This is a genomic window from Streptomyces sp. NPDC031132 (assembly GCF_055570595.1).
Window position 1 is genome coordinate 107305 of sequence record NZ_JBVIGX010000007.1, and the last position, 22444, is coordinate 129748.

Genomic DNA, 22444 nt, shown 5'->3' on the forward strand with positions numbered 1-22444 from the left:
GGATCAGGCGTCCTGGCCCGGGCGGAACACGAATCCGTAGAGTCCCGGGATCACGACGCCGCCCCCGATGAGCGCCAGCCAGAGCCCCTGAACGGCGCCGATGCCCATGAGCGCCGTACCGGCGGCGGTGATCACGGGCGCGAAGCTCCTCGCGGGGAACGAGAACTGCCTGCCCCCGCCCGTACGGATCTCCGCACCGGCGGTGTCCTCGGGCCGCCGGCCCCCGCGGCCGTACTGCCGCCACAGGAACGCGGCGACCAGCGCCGACATGAGGAACGACACCGCCAGGGCGGCGATCCCCGCAGGATCACTGGAGAACACCACGTAGACGCCGCCGGTGACGGCGAAGAAGACCGCCACCCCGCTGAACAGCCACGCCTCCGCCTTCACCGGGGCACCACTTCGGGGTGGTGCAGGTCGAAGGCGGGCGAATCCGACCGGATCCGGGGCAGCGCCTCGAAGTTGTGCCGTGGCGGCGGGCAGGAGGTGGCCCACTCGAGGGACCGGCCCCACCCCCACGGGTCGTCCACGTCCACCCGCTTTCCGTGGCGGCGGGTTTTCCACACGTTGTAGGCGAACGGCAGCACGGACAGCCCCAGGAGGAAGGCCCCGATGGTGGAGAGCGTGTTGAGCAGGGTGAACCCGTCGGCCGCCAGGTAGTCGGCGTACCGGCGGGGCATCCCCTGCTCGCCCAGCCAGTGCTGGACGAGGAAGGTCAGCTGGAAGCCGGTGAACAGGGTCCAGAAGTGCATCCGCCCCAGGCGTTCGTCGAGCAGCTTGCCCGTGAACTTGGGCCACCAGAAGTAGAAGCCCGCGAAGGTGGCGAACACGATCGTGCCGAAGAGCACGTAGTGCAGGTGAGCGACCACGAAATAGCTGTCGGTGAGATGGAAGTCCATCGGAGGCGAGGCCACCAGGACCCCCGTCAGACCGCCCAGCAGGAACGTCACCAGGAATCCGATGCACCACAGCATCGGCGTCTCGAACGACAGCGACCCGCCCCACATCGTGCCGATCCAGTTGAAGAACTTCACCCCGGTCGGAACGGCGATCAGGAACGACAGCAGGGAGAAGAACGGCAACAGCACGGCGCCGGTGGCGAATATGTGGTGGGCCCACACCGTCGCGGACAGACCCGTGATCGCGATCGTCGCACCGACCAGGGCGGCATAGCCGAAGATCGGCTTGCGGCTGAACACCGGGATGATCTCGCTGACGATACCGAAGAACGGCAACGCCACGATGTACACCTCCGGATGGCCGAAGAACCAGAACAGGTGCTGCCACAGCAGTGCGCCGCCGTACGCCGCGTCGAAGACGTGCGCCCCGAACTTCCGGTCCGCCTCCAGAACCAGCAGCGCAGCGGTGAGCACCGGAAACGCCAGCAGCGCCAGGATCGAGGTGAACAGCACGTTCCAGGTGAAGATCGGCATCCGGAACACGGTCATGCCCGGCGCGCGCAGGCACACGATCGTCGCGATGAAGTTCACCGCACCGAGGATCGTGCTCAGCCCCGACACCGCCAGCCCCATCACCCACAGATCGGCGCCGACACCGGGGGAGTACGCCGCCGCGTTCAGCGGGGCGTAGGCGAACCAGCCGAAGGCGGCGGATCCGTTCGCGGTCAGCAGTCCGCTGATCACGGTGAGGCCCCCGAAGAGGTACACCCAGTACGTGAAGGCGTTCAGGCGGGGGAAGGCGACGTCCGGGGCGCCGATCTGCAACGGCATGACCGCGTTGGCGAAGCCCGTGAACGTCGGGGTGGCGAACAGCAGCATCATGATCGTGCCGTGCAGGGTGAAGAGCTGGTTGTACTGCTCGGCGGAGACGATCTGCAGTCCGGGCCGGGCCAGCTCCGCCCGCATGACCAGGGCCAGCACGCCGCCGAACAGGAAGAAGCCGAAGGCGGTGACCAGGTACATGTTGCCGATCACCTTGTGGTCGGTGGTCGACAGCAGGCGCAGCACGCGAGCCCCCGCCCGCACCCGTTCACCGGTGACCCGCTCCGCGTCCTGCTCCTCCTCCGCTGCCGCAGACAACGGGTCAGTGAGCGACACCAGGGCCTCCAGGAGCGACGACGGACCGGCCGGCCGACGGCCTTGCGGCCCAGCCTGGCACCCGGCGCCACCTTCACCGACCAAGCGCGGCGGCGCGCCGCCGAGAGTTACCCGCATCGAGGAGCGCAGGCGGCACGGGCGGGCGGTTCAGGTCCGCGCCGGGCCGCGGTCGCGCGCCGCCGCACGGCGCGTGGCCGCGGCGTCCGTGACATCGAGGAACACCTGGTCCAGCTCGGGCCAGCGCCTCTTCAGCTCGGCCCTGATACGGACCATCGCGTCCTCGACGGTCTCGCTGTCGTACCCGGCCGTCAGGTCGACGCTCGCAGCCAGCAGCACGGAATCCGGACTCAGACGCATCGTCAGCAGGGCGGTGACCGAGTCGATCTCCGACTGCTGCAGCAGCAACTCCTTCACCCCGCGCTGCACCTCGGGATCGGCCGCCTCGCCGATCAACTGCACCCGGGCGTTCCTGCCGAGCGTGTACGCCACGTAGACCAGCAGGACGCCGATCAGGATGGAGGCGGACGCCTCGTACGCCACCTGCCCGGTCGCCATGTGGAGGCCCATCCCGGCCATGGCCAGCAGGACGCCCGCGCAGGCCGTGCTGTCCTCCGCCAGGACGGTCCGCAGCGTCGGGTCGCGGCCGGCCCGGACCTCCTCGCGCATGCCGTGCCCGGCGGCCGCAGCCGCCCCGCGGACCTGGAGGACGGCACGGAGCAGGGAGGCCCCCTCGGCGAGCAGCGCCAGGAAGAGCACGACGAAGCCGATCACATACCCCTCGTGGGACTCGGAACCGCCCGAACGGAACGCTTCGATTCCCTGGAACACCGAGAAGCAGCCCCCGGTGACGAAGATGCCGACGGCGGCGAGCAGCGACCAGAAGAAGCGCTCCTTGCCGTAGCCGAAGGGGTGCCGTCGGTCGGCCGGGCGCCGGCTGCGCTTGACCGAGGCCAGCAGGAACACCTCGTTGAGGCTGTCGGCCACGGAATGGGCCGCTTCGGACAGCAGGGCGGGAGACGCGGCGATGACGCCACCGACGGCTTTGGCCACGCAGATGACCAGGTTGGCCGCGAGGGCCACCCACACCGTGAACCGGGTCTCGGTGTCCCGTTCGGCCGGGCTTCCCCCGGAATTTGCCGTGCGCCCTATGCCCATAGCCAGCGCTTGCCCGGGGCGCGGCCGGCTAACCGGCGCCTGCGGCCCCGCAGGCTTCGGACCTCCGCGCGTGCAGGCTTCGTACGGCGCAGCAGCAGCTCGTCGTGGACCAGGCGGCCGAGGAGCGCGCCGCCGAAGACGACGAAGCCGACGCCGACGAGCCAGGCCTGGAGGACGAGGACGGTACCGAAGGGGCCGTACGTGACGGCGCTGGACGCGATCAACGGCGAGAACACGAGCCGGGAGAAGACCCGGAGCCCGAGGAGCCCCAGCATGGTCGCCGCCGCACCGGGCAGGAGGGCGGTCCATGCGACCCGGCCGGCGAGCAGCAGCCGCTGGGACCACCAGAAGAACAGGGCCCCGATCACGACCGTCACGAAGCCGCGGGCCGGGGAGTGGCGCCATGGCGGGGAGATCGCCGACAGGTACAGGACGCCCGTCAGTGCGCCGATCCACAGGACGTGCCGCCACCGGGCCCACCACCGGGCGGGGGGCAGGCCCCAGATGCTTTCGTAGCCGTTCTGGACCATGGTGGCGAAGGACAGGCCGAACACGGCGAGCAGGGCGAGGCCGAAGGCCGTCGTGGTCCGCCACGCCTGGCCGGACAGGGCGAAGAGGTGTTCGATCTCCAGTTGGGCGGCCGCCGAGACGCCCAGCCCGTCCCCCAGCCATTGCGCGAACCCCTGCCCGTCGGCGGCGTCTGCCGCGGATACGACGATCAGCAGGGGTACCAGCGTCAGGAACCCGAGGGCGGCGAACCCCAGCGAGCGTGGCCACAGGTCCAGTGCCCGCACGCGAGCCCAACGGCGTCCGGCCCGCGCGCGGCGCATCGCGCTGCCCACCCGCCCGAGGGGCGACAGCCGCCCGGTTTCCTCAGGACCGGTCATCTCGGTCGGGGCCCGCGCCGTTGCGGGCGGTCATGTCTTCAACAGACGGTTGAAGAACGAACGGTAGCGCTGCAGTGCCAGCCGCAGCTCCTCCGTGGCCACCTCCTCGCCGCGTCCCCACTGGTCGACGAGCACCTGCTTGTGGTCCGCGAACGAACGGGCGAGCGTCTGCATCACCTCTGCCACCAGGGTGTCCGCGGACCGGACCGCGTCCTGCGGGTCGTCCACGAAACGGCCCTGGATCTCACGCCACGTCGTCCGGTACTCCTCCGCCTCCTTGGCATCGAGCAGGGGCTCGTCCTCGCCCTCGCCTTCGCCCTGAGCGCTCCGCTCCGCGGTCAGCGCCCCGGCGTCGTCCTGCGCGCCGCGCTCCTCGTCCCGGTCCTCCTCCTGCTCTGCCGTGGCCTCCCCGGGGTAGACCGCAGCCTGCTGCGCCCGGCCGGGGTCCGCCAGGTCCTGTGTGCTGAGACCGCTGCCGCCCAGGCGCTCCTCGCCCTCGCCGCGGCCCTGGATGTCGTCCTCGCGCATGTCATCGACCTCCTCGGTCACTCAGGAGCTCGTCGAACAGGGCGCGGTAGTGCACCATCGCCCCGCGGAGCTCTTCTGTCGTCGCCTGTCCTTCGGTGCTGCGCACCTTGACCGCGTGCGCCGAGCGGTAGTGCTGGAGGGTCTCTCCGTGTGCCACCGAGAGATCGCGGACCTGGGAGTCGAACCCGTCGGTGGGGTAGCCCCGCTCCCTCATCAACCGCGACACCAGTTCGTCGGCCTGCGTCACGGACCCTTCGGGGCGGTCCACGAAGTGCTCCTGGACACCGCTCCACTCCTGCGCATAGACGCGGCGGCGTTCCTCCGGGAGCTCCTTGATGTCGAGATCGGCGTGGCGTTCCTCGCGGGCGTGCAACTCACGGTCGGCGGCCAGCCGGCCGCCCTGCTGCTCGACCGTGCGCTCGTACTCCGGTCCGAACCGGTCCTGCAGGCGGCGTCGCCGCGACAGGATCCACACGGTTGCGCCGATCGCGATCAGCACGACCGCCACGGCCACGATGATGGCGATGAGTGTGCCTGTTGACATGGTGGGTCTCCGTTCCGGGGCCGTCGATGGGGTGTGCGGTGGCGGACTGTCAGGTGCTGCCGACCGCTGCGCCGGACGCGGCGAACTCCTTCACGAACGCGCCGCAGAAGGCCTCCAGGTCCGCCGGTTTGCGGCTGGTGACCAGCGTGGCGGGCTCCGCGTGGCAGACGTGCACCTTCTCGTCCACCCAGGTGCCGCCCGCGTTGCGGATGTCGGTCGCGAGGCTGGGCCAGGACGTGAGGGTCCGGCCCCGGACGACGTCCGCCTCCACCAGGGTCCACGGCGCGTGACAGATCGCGGCGACGGGCTTGCCCGCCTCGAAGAAGCTCCTGGTGAAACCGACGGCCAGGTCGTTCATCCGCAGGGCGTCGGGGTTGGCGACGCCGCCGGGCAGCACCAGCGCGTCGAAGGCCTCCGCCGTGTCACCTGCCAGGACGTGGTCGACGCCGTACGTGCCGCCGTGGGCGAAGTGCCGGAAGGCGCGGACGCGGCCGGGCCGGGTGGACACCAGCCGCGGGTTCCATCCGGCGTCGAGCACGGCCTGCCAGGGCTCGGTCAGTTCGATCTCCTCGACGCCCTCGGGCGCCGTGAGGAAGGCGATACGCATCGGGGGACACCTCGTTCAGTCGGGCGGTTGCGCCGCCGCGGGCTCCTCTCGTACCGGGGCGCCTGCCCGGGCGGAAGCGTCTCAATCAGCGCCGCCGGGCCGGGAGCGGCCGGACGGCCGCCCCACTCGCCGACTCCGTGTCGCCGGGGTCCCGGCACTGCGTCGGATTAGGCTCGGGAGCACCGGGTACGAGCGATCAGCCATTTCCCTGTGTGGAGGAGGTCGGCTTCCATGACGGACGAGCGGGACGAGACCCCGGCGGAGTGGGCCGATCGCCGCTGGAACGAGACGCTCCAAGAAGTCCGCGTCGCCCAGACCGGGGCCCAGATCCTCTTCGGCTTCCTGCTCAGCGTCGCCTTCACGCCCCGTTTCGAGCAGCTGGGCCCCTTCGACCGCGGCCTGTACGTGGTGACCGTGGCGCTGGGCGCCCTGGCGACCGGGACCCTGATCGCCCCGGTCGCGTACCACCAGCTGCTGGCCGGCCACCACCTCAAGCCGCAACTGGTCAAGGCGGCGGGCCGGCTGGTCTCCGTCGGCATCGTGCTCCTCGCCCTGACCGTGACTCTCTCTGTGCTGCTCCTGCTGCGGGTCGCCACCTCGCACTGGATCGCCTGGCCTGTGACCGCCTGTGTCACCGGCTGGTTCGTGATCTGCTGGCTGATCATGCCGAGCCTGCTCCTGCGCAGCAAGGCCAGGAAGGGGTGAGGCGCACCGCCTTGTACGTCGCGTGCACGGTCGGCCGCGCCGCGCGACCAAGGGTTTTCGCCCGCGGCGTCCGGGCAGGCGCCGGGTATCGGGGACCGGACGACGCACGAGGAGGGACGCGCCATGGAAGACCAAGGCGGCGCCGGAGGCGCCCCCCTGCACGATCACGACGACAAGGAACGGCGCCGCGCCCCGCACGTCGCGCCCCGGGCCGGAGGCGACGGCAAGGACATGCCGCCCGTCCGGGCGGCGGACACCGACGAGGCGAGCCGACTGGACCGGCCGGACGAGACGTCCGAGCCGCGGCGTGAGACCCGCCGCCGGGAGCGGGGGTCCGCAGGCTGATCCCGTTCTCGGGTTCGCGGGCCGCAGTGCCCGCCGTTCACGGATCGTTCATGCATCGGAGTGCCCGCCCGGCCGGTCACCGGACTAGTCGGGCGAAGGCGCGGGCGTCGGCGACGGCGGCCCCGCCCGCGTCGTTGTTGAAGTACGCGAAGACATCGGCGTCGGGCGGCCACGCATCGGCGATCCGGTCGGCCCAGGAGCGCAGCGCCGTCCGGCCGTACCGGGGAGCCGGATCGGCCCGTCCCTCGTGGAACCGTACGTACCCCCAGTCGGCGGTCCGCCACAGCGGGGTCACGGGGCGCGAGCCGCGATCGGCCCAGCACAGGGCGGCCCGGTGCTCCGTGAGCACGGTGCGCACGGCGTCGGTCCACCACGACTCGTGCCGCGGTTCGACGGCGACGCGGGTGCCGGCGGGGAAGCAGGCCAGGCAGGCGGCCAGCGCGTCGGGGGCGGCCTGCAAGGTGGGGGGCAACTGGAGCAGGATCGGCCCCAGCCGGTCGCCCAGGGCGGCCGCGTGCGTCATCAGCCGGTGGACCGGTTCCTTCGGGTCGTGCAGGCGCTTGATGTGGGTCAGGTAGCGGCTGGCCTTCACCGCCATGACGAAGCCCTGGGGCGTGCGTTCGCGCCACCGGGTGAAGGTCTCCGGAGAAGGCAGCTTGTAGAACGCGTTGTTGCTCTCCACGGTGCCGAAGTGCTCCGCGTACGCCTCCAGCCACAGCCGCTGGGGCCGGTCGGGCGGATAGAAGACGCCCGCCCAGTCCCGGTACTGCCATCCCGAGGTGCCGACGCGTACGGGCATGTCGTCACCGGCTCACGGGGCGAGCGGGGTGTGGCCGCCCGGCACGGCCTCCGCAGCCGGGACGGGGCCGGGCGGTGTGCCGTCGCCGAAGGGGCGCCCGCCCAGCGCTGCGCGGCCGTGCGGTGCGAGCCAGCCCGACAGGTCCGGGCCGACCGGCACGATCCCGGTCGGATTGATGTCGTCGTGCACCGTGAAGTAGTGCCTCTTGATGTGGTCGAAGTCGACCGTGTCGCCGAAGCCGGGAGTCTGGAACAGGTCCCGGGCGTACGCCCAGAGCACGGGCATCTCGGACAGCTTCTGCCGGTTGCACTTGAAATGGCCGTGGTAGACGGCATCGAAACGGACGAGCGTGGTGAACAGCCGCACGTCCGCCTCCGTGATCGTGTCCCCGACGAGGTAGCGGGTGCCCTCCAGCCGCGTGGAGAGCCAGTCGAGCCGGTCGAACAGGCGCCCGTACGCTGCGGCATAGGACTCCTGCGACCCGGCGAACCCTGCGCGGTAGACGCCGTTGTTCACGTCCCGGTAGACGACCTCGCCGACCGCGTCGATTTCCGGCCGGAGCCCCGGCGGGTAGAGCGCCGGCGCCCCGCTGCGGTGGTACCGCTTCCACTCCAGCGACATGTCGATCGTGATCTGCCGGAAGTCGTTGGTCACGACCTGACCGGTCGGCACGTCCACGATCGCCGGTACGGTGATGCCCCGGTCGTAGCCGGGATCGAGGGCGAAGTACGCCTCCTGCAGCCGCTCGATCCCGAGCACCGGGTCGCGGCCCCCCGGATCGAGGTCGAACCGCCAGCTGCGCTCGTCGTGCGTGGGCCCGGCGACGGCCATGGGCAGAGCGTCCTCCAGCCCGAGGAGCCGGCGCACGATCACCGCTCGGCTCGCCCACGGGCAGGCGCGGCTGACCACCAGGCGGTAGCGGCCGGGCTCCACGGGGAATCCGTCACGCCCCTCGGCCGTGATCCGCGTGGTGATGTACCGGTCGTCGCGGGAATACTCCTTGCCTCGCGTCACATAGCTCACGCGAACCGCCTACCCGAGAACCACGGCGTCGAACGCGGATGCGGCCCGGAACCGGCGCGGCTTCAGTAACGCAGGGCCGTTCCCACGTCGGCTGTGACGTCGCCCGACAGCCCCCGCGTGCTGCGGGCCGTCCCCTCCCCGGCTGCGCCGGGGGCGACGTCCGAGACGGTGACCACCACGGTGTCGAGCAGGTTCCCACCCGTGTCGCGGAAATCGACCTGGACCGCGAACGACTTCTTGCTCGTGGCCGTGTTGGACACCGTGACCGGTACGGAAGCGTGCCCGTCGGCGCCTTTGGACGGCGTTCCGAGCCGGACGTCGCTCTTCGCGTCCACGCCGTTCTTCACGCCGTCGAGCTTCTTCTTCGCCTCGGCCGCCGCGGCATTCAGATCCGCGCCCACCGAGGCCACGGCCGAGGCCGCCTTCGACGCGACGCCGGAGGGTGTGGTGTCGCCCGAGCACGCCGTGGCACCCGGCGCGAGGGCCGCGATCACGGCCACCGCGGGAAGGACGCGCCTGCGCACACGGGTCATGCGGGCCTCCACGGGGGTGGGTCGGTGTGCCGCCGGACCGACAGGCTACAGACGGGCGGCCGCCGGCCGCGTGACGACGCGCGGCCATGGGGCGGAATCCGCAGCTCCGGGGGACTGTCGAGCACGTGACCTGCGGGTAAACCGCCGGTGGCGGCAGCGCCCGCCCGCCTTCCGGGCAGGGCGCCGACCACAACGAAATCCGTAGAGTAACCGGCCGGTAGCTCTAGATCATCTGATGGTTCTTCGGCTACCGTCATGTCTCGCGCCGCCACACCCAGGGCACAAGGCCCTGTTGGGACTCGCGGTGCAGGGGAATTACTCACGTTGACGACTGCCATCCAAGGCATCTTCGCCGTCCGTCCCTACACGCCTCACTGCCAGGTCATCCACGACGAGGGTGACCATGCCGTCATAGGCATCTCGTCCGGGAACTCCTACTTCACCCACGACCGCGTGCTCGATCTCGCCCGGTGGGGACTCGACCACTTCCGGCAGGTCGATCTCATCTGGACGGACATGCACGTGGCCGAGATGTTCGTGGCCCTCGGCTACCCCGAGGTCGAAGCACAGCGCAAGGCGGTGAAGAACCTCCGCGGCGTACGCGCCAAGGTCACCGCCGCCGTCGCCACCCTCGACCCCGAAGGAGAGCGGCTGCGCGGACGCCCCATGTCCGCGCTCCTGGAGCTCCCCGCCTACCAGCGCATCCGCTCCGGGCTCGACACCCTCATGGCCGACGACCCCGAGTTCCGCGAGGTGTGCGACCAGCTCGCGGCCCGCTTCCTCGCCGACAAGCTGAACGGCCAACCGCCGACCGAGCTGCAGCGCGAGGTGTGCATCAAGTACGTGTGCGCCGAGGTGCCCTTGTTCCTCGACACCCCGGCCATCCTCGGGGTCTCCTCCTCGCTCAACTGCTACCACCAGGCGCTGCCGCTGGCCGAACTGCTGTACGCACGGGGCTGGGGCCTGCGTGCCTCGCGCAATCAGGGCCACGCCGTCATCACCCCCGCCGAAGAACAGGACCGCTCCGCATGACCACCACCATCGACCCCACCCCGGCGGCCGCGGCCGACGAGCTCACCCGGTTCCCGTTCGACGCCAACGGCACGCGTCTGCCCGACGAGATCGCGCACCTGCTCACCAACGAGCCGGTCAAGAAGGTCCGCACCATCGCCGGAGCAGAAGCCTGGCTGGTGTCCTCGTATCCGCTGTGCAGGCAGGTGCTCGACGACGCCAGGTTCTCGCTCAAGGACACCTCCGCCCCGGGCGCACCCCGCCAGTACGCGCTGACCATCCCCCCGGAGGTGGTCAACAACATGGGGAACATCACGGGTGCCGGGCTCCGCAAGGCCGTGATGAAGGCCCTCAACCCGAAGGCCCCCGGGCTGGAGGCGTGGCTGACCGGCCACGCGCACGCACTCGTCGACCAGATGGTCACGACGGGGGTGCCGGCCGACCTGCGCCACGACTTCACCGTCCCGTACTCCACCGGGCTGCACTGCCACATCCTCGGCATCCCCCAGAGCGACGGCCCTGACCTCTACCGGTCGCTGCACGTCGCGTTCATGAACAGCCCCCGCACCATCCCCGCGGCGGGCATCAACTGGGACCGCGACATGGGCCACATGATCGACCGTCTCAACGACCCCGCGACGACGGGCCTGATGGCCGAACTCGCCGCCCTGCGGGACGACCCCGACTACGCGCACCTGACGGACGAGATGCTCGCCACCGTCGGCGTCACGATGTTCGGGGCGGGCGTCATCAGCGTCATGGGCTTCCTGACCATGGCTCTCGTCTCCCTGATCCAGCACCCCGAACTCAAGGAACGGCTGATCGCCGACCCGGCCCTCGTCCCGGCCGCCGTGGACGAGCTGCTGCGCATCAACCTGTCGATCGCCGACGGCCTGCCCCGGATCGCCACCGAGACCATGCAGCTCGGTGACGTCACCGTGCAGAAGGGGGAGCTCGTCCTCGTCCTGGTCGAGGCCGCCAACCACGACCCCGCCGAGTTCGAGGACCCGCACACCGTGCGCCTCGACCGGCCGAACCCGAACGCGCACCTGTCGTTCGGCGGAGGCGGCCACTACTGCCCCGCCACCGCCCTCGGCAAGCGCCACGCACAGATCGCCATCGAGGTGCTCCTCGAGCGGCTGCCGGGGCTCGACCTCGCCGTGCCGATCGAGCAGCTCGTGTGGCGCACCGGGTTCATGAAGCGCATCCCCGAGCGGATGCCCGTGCTCTGGTGACGCAGCCCTAGGTCCCATCGGACACCGGCAGCCGGGACGCCCGGCTGCCGGTATCCGGCGTCCCGCATGCGCGCAGCCCCTCGCTGCCGAGGGCCGTCCACGGCGGTCACAGGTGCCGGCGCTGGGCGCGCCTCTCGGTCTCGTAGCGCTCCCGGGCTGCGCGGGCGGCAGGGGACGCGGAGACCTCCGCCACGGCGACCTCCCACCAGGCATGGGACGCCAGGGCCGGCAGGTCCGGCGCCGGGGGAACGGTCTCGACGTAGATCGCCGTGGGCCGCTCCGCCTTCCTGGCGTCGAGCACCGCCTGCCGCAACTCCGCGACCGTGCGCGGGCACAGCACGTCGACTCCCAGGCTCTCCATGTTGGCGGCGAGATCGACCGGCAGCGGGTGGCCCGCATAGCGGCCGTCGGCCGTGCGGAAGCGGTAGTCGGTGCCGTAGCGTTCTGCGCCCACGCTCTCGGACAGGGCTCCGATGGACGCGTAGCCGTGGTTCTGCACCAACACGGGGACGATCTTGATGCCTTCCTGGACGGCCGTCACCAGTTCCGTCGGCATCATCAGGTACGTGCCGTCGCCCACCAGCGCGAACACCTCGCGCTCCGGGGCGGCGAGCCGGACACCGAGCGCGGCCGGGATCTCGTAGCCCATGCAGGAATAGCCGTACTCGACGTGGTACTGGCGGCGCTCGCGCGGACGCCACAGCCTGTGGAGGTCGCCGGGCATCGATCCGGCCGCGTTGACGACGACATCGGTCGGCTCCAGGAGCTCGTTGAGCACGCCCAGCAGCTGGGCCTGGGTCGGCGGGCGGCTGCCGTCGGGGGCCGAGACGGCCTCGTCGACGGCCCGCTGCCAGCGCGCCACCCCGTCGCAGTACTCCGCCCGATGGCTCTCCGGGACCCGGTACGTGCCCAGGCGCACGGTCAGCGCCTCCAGGGCGACGCGGGCATCGGCGACCACCGGCTGCCCGGCGAGCTTGTGCCCGTCCGAGGCGGCGACGTTGACATTGACGAACCGGACACCGGGCTCGGCGAACAGCGTGGCCGAGGCCGTGGTGAAGTCGCTCCAGCGGGTGCCGACCCCGATCACCACGTCGGCACGTCGCGCCACCGCGTTGGCCGCCGCCGTACCGGTGTGGCCGAGGCCGCCGAGGGCGCACGGATGGTCCCATTCCAGCGCACCCCGGCCGGCCTGGGTCTCGGCGACCGGGATCCCGGTGGCGTCCGCCAGTACGCGCAGTGCGTCCTCGGCGGCGCTGTGGTGGACGCCTCCGCCGGCCACGATCAACGGGCGCTCGGCGGCCCGGACGAGCCGTACGGCGCGGTCGAGTTCGCCGAGGTCGGGCTGCGGGCGGCGGACGTGCCAGACCCGTTCGGCGAAGAACTCCACGGGCCAGTCGTGGGCTTGGGCCTGCACGTCCTGGGGGAGGGCCAGCGTGACGGCACCGGTGTCCACCGGATCGGTGAGCACCCGCATCGCCTGGAGCGCGGCCGGGATCAGCATTTCCGGCCGCCAGATCCGGTCGAAGAAGCGGGAGACCGGCCGGAGCGTGTCGTTCACGCTCACGTCACCCGCCCACGGGGTCTCCAGCTGTTGCAGCACGGGGTCGGCCGGGCGGCCCGCGAAGACGTCACCGGGCAGGAGCAGCACCGGGATCCGGTTGATCGTGGCGAGGGCGGCTCCCGTGACGAGGTTGGTCGCACCGGGGCCGATCGAGGTGGTCACCGCGTGCGTGCTCAGGCGCCCGCTCTGGCGGGCGTACCCGACGGCGGCATGGACCATCGACTGCTCGTTGCGGCCCTGGAGGAAGGGAAGGACCGCCGGGTCCCGTTCCGCCGACTCGACCAGCGCCTGGCCGAGCCCGGCCACGTTCCCGTGGCCGAAGATGCCCCAGCAGGCCGTGATCAGGCGCTGCCGACGGCCGTCCCGCTCCGTGTACTGGCGCGAGAGGAACCGTACGAGCGCCTGCGCGGTGGTCAGCCGGACCGTGCCCGCCGGGGAGACGGTTGCGGGGGTGGTGTCGGGCGGGGTCAGCATCAGTGCGTGCCTTCCGGGGACGGGGCGGTGTAGAGGGGCAGCCGGGGGTCCGCGGGCTCGTCCGGCCAGGTCTCGCGGACCCAGGCGTGCGCGGGGTCGTCGCAGATCAGCCAGCGCCGCTCGGCTCCCGGACCGGCCATCACGTTGAGGTAGTACATGGGGTAGCCGGGGGCGGCCATGGACGGGCCGTGCCAGCCGTCGGGGACCAGGACGGCGTCACCCGTACGGACTTCGGCCAGGACGTCCGAGGGACCGCGCGCGCCCGAGGGGCGGACGCGGTGGTAGCCCATGCCCTCGCCCTCCCCCCAGCCCGCGCCGCCGTGCGGACCCTCGCCGATGGCGAACCAGTAGATCTCCTCCAGCCGGCACTCCTCGCCCGGCCGGTCCTCGTCGTGCTTGTGCGGCGGGTACGAGGACCAGTTCCCGGCCGGGGTCAGGACCTCGACCGCGATCAGCCGGTCCGTCTCGAAGGCCTCGGCCGAGGCGAAGTTGTTGACCTGGCGGGCGGCCCGCCCCGCCCCGCGGATCTCGACCGGCACCCCGGCCGCCGGTCCGTAGCGGAACGGGAGTTTCGAGGTGCAGCGGGCCCCGCAGAGCGCGAAACGGCCTCCTCCCGCCGAGTCGACCCGGGCCGTCGCCTGCCGCGGCAGGTACGCGAAATCACTTACGGCGCCGAACACGTCCGGACGGCCGTGCAGCCGCAGCCGCTCGCCGTCGCACACGACGTCGGCCGCACCGGACAGCGGCAGCAGGATCCACTCGCTGTCGCCGGTGTCGAGGGTGTGGGAGCCGCCCGGTGCCAGGTCGAGGATCCGCAGGGAGGTGTGGGTCCACCCGGCGGACTCCGGGTCGATCCGGCAGCGGTAGCCGTCCCGCGCGGCGGCGCCGTCGGGCAGGTGCAGACGTGTCACGTGGTGCTCCAGGTACGGGGGGCGGGGGGCGGGGGGCGGGAGGGGCGGGAGCGGGCAGCAGGGTTCAGCGGTCCAAAAGGCCGACGGCCGTGTCGACGGCCCGGGCGACGTCCCCGTCCGGCGGATACAGCACGGTGCGCCCGATCATGAGCCCGCGTACCTGGGGGATGCGCAGGGCCTGGCGCCAGGACTCGTACATGGCGTCGCGGTCCGGGCCGCCTTCGCCGCCCAGCAGCATCGTCGGAAGCGTCGTCGAGGACATCATCCGTTCCATGTCCGCGACGATCGGGAGCTTCAGCCAGGTGTGCGCGGTCGTACGGCCCAGGCCCTGGGCGATGTTGTTCGCCCACATCTGCTCGTCCGCGGTCAGCAGGTTGACGATCCTGCCCCGCTGCCGGCGGGAGCTGAACGGTTCGATCATGGCCATGAGGGACCGCTCGTTGAGGGCGTCCACCGCCCGGGCGGCGCTCTCCAGGGTCCGGATGGTGCGCGAGTCGTGCGGATCGATGCGCAGCAGCATCTTCCCGCCGTCGAGACCGGAGTCGGCGATGCCGGCCGCGTCGTACCCGGTGAACCGGTCGTCCATCTCGAAGGTGGAGCCGCTCAGGCCGCCCCGGTTCATCGAGCCGAGCACCAGCTTGCCGTCGAGGGCCCCGAGCAGGGTCAGGTCCTCGACCAGGTCGGCGGTTCCGAGGAAGCCGTCCACGCCGGGACGGGCGAGTGCCTCGGCGCAGCGGGCCAGCAGTTCGTGCCGGTCGCCCATGGCGGCGGGGTCCCCGCCGGCGGCCACGGCGCCGCGCGCCGGATGGTCGGCGGCCAGCACGAACATCGGGCGGGCCAGCCGTTCCCGGTCGAACCGCGGGCGCTGGCGGACCAGTCGTCGGACGGCTTCGGGATCGCGGGCCCGCAGCTCGGTGAGGGAGCTGAGGTCGAACGGCCGCCGCAGGAGGGGCGGGGAGCATGCGGTCGGCGCGGCGGCCACGGACATCTCGGTCATACGATCATCTCTCGGTGGCCTTCGGTACGGGAGTCCGCCGGCCGGTGTGCGGCGGGCGGCACGGCCAGGACCGGATCGTCGGGGCGCCGCCGCCAGTGGCGGGCCAGCAGCGCCTGGATCTCGTGGGGTTCGGGCATGTCGTCGGCGCACGCGAGGCGTCCGGCGACGAGGGCGCCGGCCGCGTTGGCGGTCTCGACGACCTCCCGCAGCGGCCTGTCCCGGCGCAGCCCGGCGGCCAGCGCGCCGCCGAACGCGTCACCGGCGCCCAGGCCGTTGACGACCCTGACCGCCAAGGGGGAGACCCGGACCTCCTCGGTGGCGGTACGGGCCAGGACGCCCGCCGGTCCCTGCTTGACGACGGCGAGCCGTACGCCCCGCTCCAGCAGCAGGTCGGCGGCCCGGTCGGGGTCCCGGGTACCGACGGCGACCTCGGTCTCGTCGCGGTTGCCGACGGCGACGGTGGCCAGTTCCAGGCCCCGCGCGTACCAGGCGGGCGCCTCGGACGGGTCGTCCCAGAAGGACGGGCGCCAGTCGAGGTCGAACACCACGTCGGCCTCGGGCGCGCGCCGGGCCGCCGCGAGCAGGGTGGTGGTCCGTGAGGGGTCGACGGCCAGTCCGCCGCCGGTGATCCAGACGATCGCCGCGCCGCGGATGACGTCGAGGTCCAGGTCGTGCGGGGCGATGCACTGGTCGGGGGCGACGGGCCGGCGGTAGAAGAGGAGCGGAAAGTCGTCCGGCGGGTGCATCTCGCAGAAGACCACGGGGGTCTGAGCGCCGGGGACCGTGACCACCTGGCGGTCGTCCACGCCGAACGCGCGCAGGGTCCGGCGTACGTACGGGCCGAAGGGGTCGTCCCCCACCCCGGTGACGACCGCGGTGCGCAGGCCGTGCCGGGTGGCGGCCACGGCGACGTTGGTGGCCGTGCCGCCGAGCGATTTGGCGAAGGTCCGCACGTCGGCCAGGGGCACGCCGGTCTGCTGCGGATAGAGGTCGACCCCCACGCGCCCCAGGGCCACCAGGTCGTACGACGGGGTCCGGCCCCCGCCCCCGGCGGTGCCCGCGGCGCTCATCGGCCGACCGCCCGGCGGCCGGCGCCCAGTCCGGCGAGGAACCGCACCCCGGCGGTGACGTCGCGGACGGGTCCCTCGCCGGGGGCGGGCTCGGCGGTGAGGACGGCGTCCTGCTCCATGACGTACCAGCCGTCGTACCCGCTGCCCTCCAGTACCCCGACCAGTTCCGCGATCTGCGCATCGCCCCGGCCGAGCGGTCGGTACATGCCGGCAGCAACGGCGGCGGTGTAGCCGAGCCGGCCGGCGCGGACCTGCGCGGCCGCCCGGGCGTCGACGTCCTTGAGGTGGACGTGGGCGATCCGGTCGGCGGCCCGGCGGGCCAGCGCGAGCGGGTCCGTGCCGCCGACGAGGAGGTGCCCGGTGTCCAGGCAGAGCGGGGCGTCGCTGCCGTCGAGCACGCGCAGGACCTCGTCCACCCGCTCGACCATCGTGCCCACGTGGGGGTGGAGGGTGGCGGTGATGCCGTACTCGCGGGCGACGGCGGTGATGGTGTCGAGGCGGGCGAGGAGGGTGCGCCAGCCGTCGGCGTCGAGGCCGGGGCGGCTGTCGTACCCGTCCAGGCCGGTGGCCGCGGCGAGTACGAGCGTGTCCGCGGAGCAGGCGGCGAAGGCGGCGAGGGCCGCGCGGACCGCGGGCAGCGGGTCGAAGTCCGGATCGTGCAGCACGGCGGGGACGAATCCGCCCACCGCGCGCATGCCCTGCGCGCCGAGTACGGCGAGGCGCTCGTCGGGGGCGTCCGGCAGGAATCCGTCGGGCCCGAACTCGGTGGCCGTGAGGCCCAGTTCCCGCATCTCGCGCAGCACTCGGGCGGGCGGCATCTGGTGGCCCCAGCCGGGGACCTCGCACACGCCCCAGGAGATCGGGGCTGCTGCGATCCGGTCGGCCAGGGGCCGGGCGGTGTCCGTCGTGCTCATCGGGCCACCCCTTCGGCTTCTGCCTCGGCTTCGGCGCGGACGTCGTCGACGCGGACCGGGCTGCCGAGCCGCCGGGAGAGTTCGCAGGCCTCGGCGACGAGCAGCGCCTCGAGGGCGTCGTGCCCGCTGCACGGGCTGGGGCGCAGGCCCCGCGCGACATCGAGGAAGGCGTCCAGCTCGGCGGCGTACGCGTCGCGGAAGCGCGCGAGGAAATCGGGCCAGGGGTCGGCGGGGGCCTTGGGGCCGTCGGGTTCTGCGGAGGTCAGCGGAGCCCGGGCATCGAGGCCGGCGACCAGCGTGCCCCGGCTGCCGGAGACCTCCATGCGCACGTCGTACCCGGCGCCGTTGTAGCGCGTGGCGTTGCAGCTGACCAGGGTGCCGTCGTCAAGGGTCAGGAGCGCGGCCGCCGTGTCGACGTCACCGGCCTCGGAGAAGAACGGCTCGCCGAGGTTGGAGCCGGCGGCGAAGACGCTGACGACCTCGCGGGCGGTGACCCAGCGGACGATGTCGAAGTCGTGGACGCAGCAGTCCCGGAAGAGCCCGCCGGAGGTGGGGACGTACGAGGCCGGCGGCGGGGCCGGGTCGGCGGTGACGGCCCGGATGGTGTGCACGAAACCGAGGCCGCCGGTGCGGACCGCCTCGCGGACGGCACCGTACCCGGCGTCGAAGCGCCGCTGGAAGCCGAGCTGGAGGGCGGTGCCGCAGCGCTCCACCTCGCGCAGGGCGGCGAGGGTGCCCGGTACGTCGGTGGCGATCGGCTTCTCGCAGTACGTGGGGAGCCCGGCCCGGGCGGCGCGGATGATCAGATCCGCATGGGCGTCCGTGGCGGTCGCGATGACCACGGCGTCGACGCCTGCCCGGAGCACGGCCTCGACCGAGTCGAGGGCGGCGACGGATGCCGGGGCGTCCGCGAGCGTGTCCGCCACGTCGTGGGCGCGGGCGGGATCGGTGTCGGCCACGAGCAGCTCGGTGACCGCGGGGTGGGTGGCCAGTGTTCTGGCGTGGAAGGAGCCGATGCGGCCCGTTCCCAGAAGACCGACGCGCATGGTGTCGCCTTTCGATGGAGCGGAGAGCGGAGAGCGGAGGGCGGAGATCAGGGGAGAGGGGGAGCGCGCGAGCCGTCGTCAGTCGGCGGACGCGGGGGCGGGCGCACGCAGTTCGTGCTCCAGGGCCTCGAGTTCGGCTCCGCCGGCCATCTGGCGGGTCAGCTCGGCCAGCGAGATGTCGGCCTTCTCGAAACAGCCCAGGCTGCGGCCCCGCTTGAGGAGCAGGAACCGGTCGCCGACCGGGTAGGCGTGGTGCGGGTTGTGCGTGATCAGGACCACGCCGAGACCCCGGTCCCGTGCCTGCGCCACGTAACGCAGCACCACACCGGCCTGCTTGACGCCGAGCGCCGCGGTCGGCTCGTCCAGAATGAGCACCCGGGCCCCGAAGTGGACCGCCCGGGCGATGGCGACGCACTGCCGCTCGCCGCCCGACAGGGTCCCGACCGGCTGCTCGACGTCGCGCAGGTCGATGCCCATCTCGCGCAGTGCCGTACGGGCCGTCTCCCGGCCGTACTTCCGGTCGAGCAGTCTCACCGGCCCGAAGCGGCGTACGGGCTCGGAGCCCAGGAAGAAGTTGCGCCACACGCTCATCAGCGGCACGACCGAAAGGTCCTGGAACACCGTGGCGATACCCCGGTCGAGTGCCGCCCGCGGTGAGGGGAAGTGCACCGGCTCGCCGTCGAGGAGCAGTTCGCCGCCGGTGTGCTGGTGCGCACCGGCCAGGATCTTGATCAGCGTGGACTTGCCGGCACCGTTGTCGCCCAGGACGCAGGTGACCTGGCCGGGATTGACGACCGCGCTCACGTCGCGCAGCGCGATGACGGAGCCGTACGACTTGCCGATGCCCTTGGCCTCCAGCAGCGGGCGTACCGCCCGGGATGCGTCCTTCATCGCCGTACCCTTTCCGCCCGACGCCGGAACGTGTTGTTCACCAGGACGGCGGAGAGCAGCATCACGCCGAGGAACGCCATGAACCAGTCGCTGTTCCACTGGGCGAAGACGATGCCCTGGCGGGCCATGCCGAAGATGAGCGCGCCGATCGCGGCGCCGACCGCCGAGCCGTACCCGCCGGTCATCAGACAGCCGCCGATGACCGCGGCGATGATGTACTGGAACTCAAGCCCGACGCCCTGGTTGGCCTGCACGGTGGTGAACCGCAGGATGTTGATGGTGCCGACCAGCCAGGCGGCGGCCGCCGTGGTCATGAACAGCGTGATTTTCGTACGCTCGACGGGCACGCCCACCTGACGGGCGCTCAGCACCGACCCGCCCACGGCGAAGATCCAGTTTCCGCCGCGGGTGCGCATCAGGACGAGCGAGGCCAGTACCGTCGCCACGATCCACCACACCAGCGAGATCTGGAACGACGTGCCTCCGATGTCGATGGTGGAGGCGAACACATAGCCCGCCGATTCGAAGCCCGGCGTGCTGCGCATGCCGCTGACCTGCACGGTTCCCGTCACCGCGCGGGTTACGCCGAGGTTGAGGCCCTGGAGGGCGAGGAACGAGCCGAGGGTGACGATGAAGCTCGGCAGGCCGGTGCGCATGACCAGCCAGCCGTTGAGGGCCCCCACGCCGAGGGCGAAGGCCAGCGAGACGAGGAGCGCGAGCCAGACGTTCCAGCCGAGTTCGACCGAGAGCAGCGCGGTCACCAGGGCCGTGGACGCCGTCATCACACCGGCCGAGAGGTCGAACTCGCCGCCGATCATGAGCAGTGCGACGGCGACCGCGACGATGCCGAGCGTCGCCGAGTCGTCGAGCCAGGTCGCCGCGCCGAGCGGGCTGAGGAACTGGCCGGTGACCGCGGAGAAGAAGGTGAAGACGAGCAACGCGCCGAGCAGGGCGCCGAGTTCGGGCCGCAGCAGCAGCCGTCCCAGCGGGCCGCGCCGACCGAGCCGCTCGTCCGGCACGGAACTCTGCTGCGGGGGCGCGGGGGTGGTCCGGGCGGGGGAGGTCGCTGTCATCGGGTGCCCCGGGCCGCGTACTTCGCCACCTGGTCGACGTTGGACGCGTCGACGAAGGCGGGGCCGGTGAGAACGGGCAGTCCGCCGCCGACGGTGTTGCCGTTGTCGTGCTGGAGCTTCAGCATGACGACGGGCAGGTAGCCCTGCTCGTACTGCTGCTGGTCCACGGCGAAGGCGACGGTTCCGGCCTTGACGGCGCTGATCACGTCGGCGTTGAGGTCGAAGGTGGCGACCTGCGCCTTGGAGCCCAGGGCCTTGACCGCCTCGGTGGCCGTCGCGGCTATCTGGGCGTTGAGGGTCAGGACGCCGTCGACCGCGGGGTCGGCCTGGAGGGCGCCGCGGATCCGGGAGAGGACGTCGGTCGGGTTGGCCGCGTCGACCTGGAGGTTGACCACGTCGCCGCCGAAGCCCTTGCGGGCGCCGTCGCAGCGCTGGTTGAGGCCGATGTTGCCGGCCTCGTGGATCACGCACAGGACCTTGTGCCGTCCGCTCTGCTTGAGCTTGGCGCCCGCGCCCTCCCCGGCGACCGATTCCTCCTGGCCCACGTGCCCGACGGCGCCGAACTCCCGGCTCTTGGCGGATCCCGAGTTGATGGTGATCACCGGGATCCCGGCCGCCACGGCGGCCTTGACCGAGCTCTGGAGGGCGTCGGGGTTGGCCATCGAAACGACCAGGCCGCCGACGTGCTGGGCGACCGCGTTGTCGATCAGTTTGGCCTGGCCGGACGGGTCCGGGTCGGAGTTGTAGTCCACCTGTACGCCGAGCTGCTTGCCCGCGTCGGTGGAACCGTTCTTCACCACGTTCCAGAAGGCGTCGCCCGGGCCGCCGTGGCTGATGACCGCGATGTGCAGGGATCCGTTTCCGGGAGCCGGCTGGGCACCGGACGCGTCGGCGGCCGCGCCCTTGGCGGAACCGCCCTCGGCGGCGGGGCCGCTGCAGGCAGCGGCGAAGGCGAGCGCCACGGCGACCGCGGCGGTGGGCAGCAGGCGGGGCAGGGTGCGTCTGCGGGACGCGGAGGGGCGGCGTCCGGGTGCGGAGTGGTTCACGTTCATGGGGTGCGACCTCCGATGAGGGGCTGCGGGGCCGGAGGCGAGGTGTCGGCCCTGAAGGGGGAGTACGTGCGCCGGCCGCTGGGGCACCCCGGGTGGCGGGCGGGTGTGCCGCAGCGATGGGCATCACCTTCGTCCCGCGCAAGTCAGTATGTCAAGACATACGGACTTGGTTGTTTGGTGTGTGAGGTCGAACCGTGACGGGTCCGGGTGTGCGCCTCAGCGCGCCATGAGGGTGATTTCGAAGGAGTAGAGCGAGGCCCGGTAGAGGTGGTCGCCGTACTCCACGGGGCGGCCGTCACTGTCGTACGCCGTGCGCCGCATGGCCAGCAGCGGGGCGCCCCGGACTTCGCAGAGCAGCCGCGCCTCGGCGCTGGACGCCCGCCGGGCGGTGATCGACTGGTCGGCCAGGCTCAGCCGGGTACCGGCCGCGCGCAGCAGCTCGTACAGGCCCCGGTCCGCCAGATCCTCCACCGTGAACCGGCCCAGCTCGACCGGGACGTGGTTGCGGAGCAGGGCGAGAGGCTCGTCGTCCGCGTAGCGCAGCCGCTCGAGCGCGATGACCTCACTGCCCTGCGGCAGGCGCAGCGCGGCCGCCACCTCGTCGGGGGCCGTGACGCGCTCCATCGACAGCACCTCGGTGCGCGGATGCCGGTCGGCGCGGAGCAGGTCGTCGTGGAGGCTGGTCAGTTCGACCTGGCGGCGTACCCTGCTGTGCACGACCTGCGTGCCGACGCCGCGCTTGCGGACCAGCAGTCCCTTGTCGACGAGGTGCTGGATGGCCTGCCGCATGGTGGGACGGGACAGGCCCAGGTCACCGGCCAGGGCGACCTCGTTGTCCAGCCGCGATCCCGCGGGCAGCTCGCCGCCCGCGATCAGCTCCTCCAGCCGCACGGCCACCTGGAAGTACAGGGGAACCGGGCTGGAGCGGTCGATGCTGATCAGCGAGGCGAGGGAAGACATCCTGGGCTCCAGCGGCCGGGGGCGAGAGTGACATTATCCCTCGCGCCGCCTCGTTGATCAGCATGT

General features: G+C 72.1%; 24 protein-coding genes. 4 read left to right on the plus strand and 20 right to left on the minus strand.

Features of this window, described 5'->3' with window-relative positions; translation table 11 throughout:
• Nucleotides 1-3 precede the first annotated feature (3 nt).
• From ctaF to ACZ49B_RS12910, 7 genes are all read right to left on the minus strand, one after another.
• Nucleotides 4-390: an aa3-type cytochrome oxidase subunit IV gene (gene ctaF, locus ACZ49B_RS12880; RefSeq protein ID WP_468304245.1), complete on the minus strand. Its 387-nt coding sequence runs from the start codon at nucleotides 388-390 to the stop codon at nucleotides 4-6.
• The gene (ctaD, locus tag ACZ49B_RS12885; protein WP_468304851.1) at nucleotides 387-1985 is read right to left on the minus strand and encodes an aa3-type cytochrome oxidase subunit I; all 1599 of its coding nucleotides are present in this window, start codon (nucleotides 1983-1985) and stop codon (nucleotides 387-389) included. The genes ctaF and ctaD overlap by 4 nt, the downstream gene beginning before the upstream one ends.
• 219 nt (nucleotides 1986-2204) lie before the next feature.
• Nucleotides 2205-3212, minus strand: a complete 1008-nt coding sequence (locus ACZ49B_RS12890) for a cation diffusion facilitator family transporter (protein ID WP_468304247.1) — start codon at nucleotides 3210-3212, stop codon at nucleotides 2205-2207.
• A complete protein-coding gene (locus ACZ49B_RS12895; protein ID WP_468304854.1) occupies nucleotides 3203-4042 on the minus strand; it encodes a ribonuclease BN in 840 nt (279 codons plus the stop codon). The genes ACZ49B_RS12890 and ACZ49B_RS12895 overlap by 10 nt, the downstream gene beginning before the upstream one ends.
• A gap of 87 nt (nucleotides 4043-4129) precedes the next feature.
• Complete coding sequence (locus tag ACZ49B_RS12900) at nucleotides 4130-4627, minus strand: hypothetical protein (protein ID WP_468304250.1); 498 nt, start codon at nucleotides 4625-4627, stop codon at nucleotides 4130-4132.
• A 1-nt stretch (nucleotide 4628) separates the two neighbouring features.
• Nucleotides 4629-5171 (minus strand): hypothetical protein, encoded by a 543-nt coding sequence (locus ACZ49B_RS12905; RefSeq protein ID WP_468304253.1) that lies wholly within the window; start codon nucleotides 5169-5171, stop codon nucleotides 4629-4631.
• Between the two features lie 49 nt (nucleotides 5172-5220).
• Nucleotides 5221-5778, minus strand: coding sequence for a type 1 glutamine amidotransferase domain-containing protein (locus tag ACZ49B_RS12910; RefSeq protein ID WP_468304256.1), 558 nt, complete (start codon nucleotides 5776-5778; stop codon nucleotides 5221-5223).
• 231 nt (nucleotides 5779-6009) lie between these two features.
• Between ACZ49B_RS12910 and ACZ49B_RS12915 the strand changes: the two genes are divergently transcribed.
• Both ACZ49B_RS12915 and ACZ49B_RS12920 read left to right on the plus strand, forming a co-directional pair.
• On the plus strand, nucleotides 6010-6483 hold the full coding sequence (locus tag ACZ49B_RS12915) for a DUF6328 family protein (protein WP_468304259.1): 474 nt from the start codon (nucleotides 6010-6012) through the stop codon (nucleotides 6481-6483).
• 123 nt (nucleotides 6484-6606) lie between these two features.
• Entirely contained in the window at nucleotides 6607-6828 is a 222-nt protein-coding gene (locus tag ACZ49B_RS12920; RefSeq protein ID WP_468304261.1) for a hypothetical protein, read from the plus strand.
• Nucleotides 6829-6904: 76 nt separating this feature from the next.
• On the opposite strand, the gene ACZ49B_RS12925 is transcribed toward ACZ49B_RS12920, so the two are convergent.
• From ACZ49B_RS12925 to ACZ49B_RS12935, 3 genes are all read right to left on the minus strand, one after another.
• Nucleotides 6905-7627 carry a DUF72 domain-containing protein gene (locus ACZ49B_RS12925; RefSeq protein WP_468304264.1) on the minus strand — a complete coding sequence of 241 codons (723 nt, stop codon included), beginning with the start codon at nucleotides 7625-7627 and terminating at the stop codon, nucleotides 6905-6907.
• A 12-nt stretch (nucleotides 7628-7639) separates the two neighbouring features.
• Nucleotides 7640-8641 (minus strand): glutathione S-transferase family protein, encoded by a 1002-nt coding sequence (locus ACZ49B_RS12930; RefSeq protein ID WP_468304857.1) that lies wholly within the window; start codon nucleotides 8639-8641, stop codon nucleotides 7640-7642.
• Nucleotides 8642-8712: 71 nt separating this feature from the next.
• On the minus strand, nucleotides 8713-9183 hold the full coding sequence (locus ACZ49B_RS12935) for a hypothetical protein (protein WP_468304267.1): 471 nt from the start codon (nucleotides 9181-9183) through the stop codon (nucleotides 8713-8715).
• A gap of 324 nt (nucleotides 9184-9507) precedes the next feature.
• Between ACZ49B_RS12935 and ACZ49B_RS12940 the strand changes: the two genes are divergently transcribed.
• Complete coding sequence (locus ACZ49B_RS12940) at nucleotides 9508-10215, plus strand: cyclodityrosine synthase (RefSeq protein ID WP_468304269.1); 708 nt, start codon at nucleotides 9508-9510, stop codon at nucleotides 10213-10215.
• Nucleotides 10212-11429 carry a cytochrome P450 gene (locus ACZ49B_RS12945; RefSeq protein WP_468304272.1) on the plus strand — a complete coding sequence of 406 codons (1218 nt, stop codon included), beginning with the start codon at nucleotides 10212-10214 and terminating at the stop codon, nucleotides 11427-11429. Before ACZ49B_RS12940 ends, ACZ49B_RS12945 begins: the two co-directional genes overlap by 4 nt.
• Nucleotides 11430-11535: 106 nt before the next feature.
• On the opposite strand, the gene iolD is transcribed toward ACZ49B_RS12945, so the two are convergent.
• From iolD to ACZ49B_RS12995, 10 genes are all read right to left on the minus strand, one after another.
• On the minus strand, nucleotides 11536-13464 hold the full coding sequence (iolD, locus tag ACZ49B_RS12950; RefSeq protein ID WP_468304274.1) for a 3D-(3,5/4)-trihydroxycyclohexane-1,2-dione acylhydrolase (decyclizing): 1929 nt from the start codon (nucleotides 13462-13464) through the stop codon (nucleotides 11536-11538).
• A complete protein-coding gene (gene iolB / locus ACZ49B_RS12955) occupies nucleotides 13464-14375 on the minus strand; it encodes a 5-deoxy-glucuronate isomerase (RefSeq protein ID WP_468304277.1) in 912 nt (303 codons plus the stop codon). The genes iolD and iolB overlap by 1 nt, the downstream gene beginning before the upstream one ends.
• 64 nt (nucleotides 14376-14439) lie before the next feature.
• The gene (locus ACZ49B_RS12960; RefSeq protein WP_468304860.1) at nucleotides 14440-15363 is read right to left on the minus strand and encodes a Cgl0159 family (beta/alpha)8-fold protein; all 924 of its coding nucleotides are present in this window, start codon (nucleotides 15361-15363) and stop codon (nucleotides 14440-14442) included.
• A 5-nt stretch (nucleotides 15364-15368) separates the two neighbouring features.
• Nucleotides 15369-16442, minus strand: a complete 1074-nt coding sequence (iolC, locus tag ACZ49B_RS12965; protein WP_468304280.1) for a 5-dehydro-2-deoxygluconokinase — start codon at nucleotides 16440-16442, stop codon at nucleotides 15369-15371.
• Nucleotides 16439-17356 carry a TIM barrel protein gene (locus tag ACZ49B_RS12970; protein WP_468304283.1) on the minus strand — a complete coding sequence of 306 codons (918 nt, stop codon included), beginning with the start codon at nucleotides 17354-17356 and terminating at the stop codon, nucleotides 16439-16441. Before ACZ49B_RS12970 ends, iolC begins: the two co-directional genes overlap by 4 nt.
• Nucleotides 17353-18402 carry a Gfo/Idh/MocA family protein gene (locus tag ACZ49B_RS12975; RefSeq protein ID WP_468304286.1) on the minus strand — a complete coding sequence of 350 codons (1050 nt, stop codon included), beginning with the start codon at nucleotides 18400-18402 and terminating at the stop codon, nucleotides 17353-17355. Before ACZ49B_RS12975 ends, ACZ49B_RS12970 begins: the two co-directional genes overlap by 4 nt.
• Before the next feature lie 78 nt (nucleotides 18403-18480).
• Nucleotides 18481-19293 (minus strand): ATP-binding cassette domain-containing protein, encoded by an 813-nt coding sequence (locus ACZ49B_RS12980; protein ID WP_468304289.1) that lies wholly within the window; start codon nucleotides 19291-19293, stop codon nucleotides 18481-18483.
• A complete protein-coding gene (locus ACZ49B_RS12985; RefSeq protein ID WP_468304292.1) occupies nucleotides 19290-20366 on the minus strand; it encodes an ABC transporter permease in 1077 nt (358 codons plus the stop codon). Before ACZ49B_RS12985 ends, ACZ49B_RS12980 begins: the two co-directional genes overlap by 4 nt.
• Complete coding sequence (locus ACZ49B_RS12990; RefSeq protein ID WP_468304295.1) at nucleotides 20363-21418, minus strand: sugar ABC transporter substrate-binding protein; 1056 nt, start codon at nucleotides 21416-21418, stop codon at nucleotides 20363-20365. Before ACZ49B_RS12990 ends, ACZ49B_RS12985 begins: the two co-directional genes overlap by 4 nt.
• Before the next feature lie 216 nt (nucleotides 21419-21634).
• Nucleotides 21635-22378: a GntR family transcriptional regulator gene (locus ACZ49B_RS12995; protein WP_468304297.1), complete on the minus strand. Its 744-nt coding sequence runs from the start codon at nucleotides 22376-22378 to the stop codon at nucleotides 21635-21637.
• Between the last annotated feature and the right edge of the window lie 66 nt (nucleotides 22379-22444).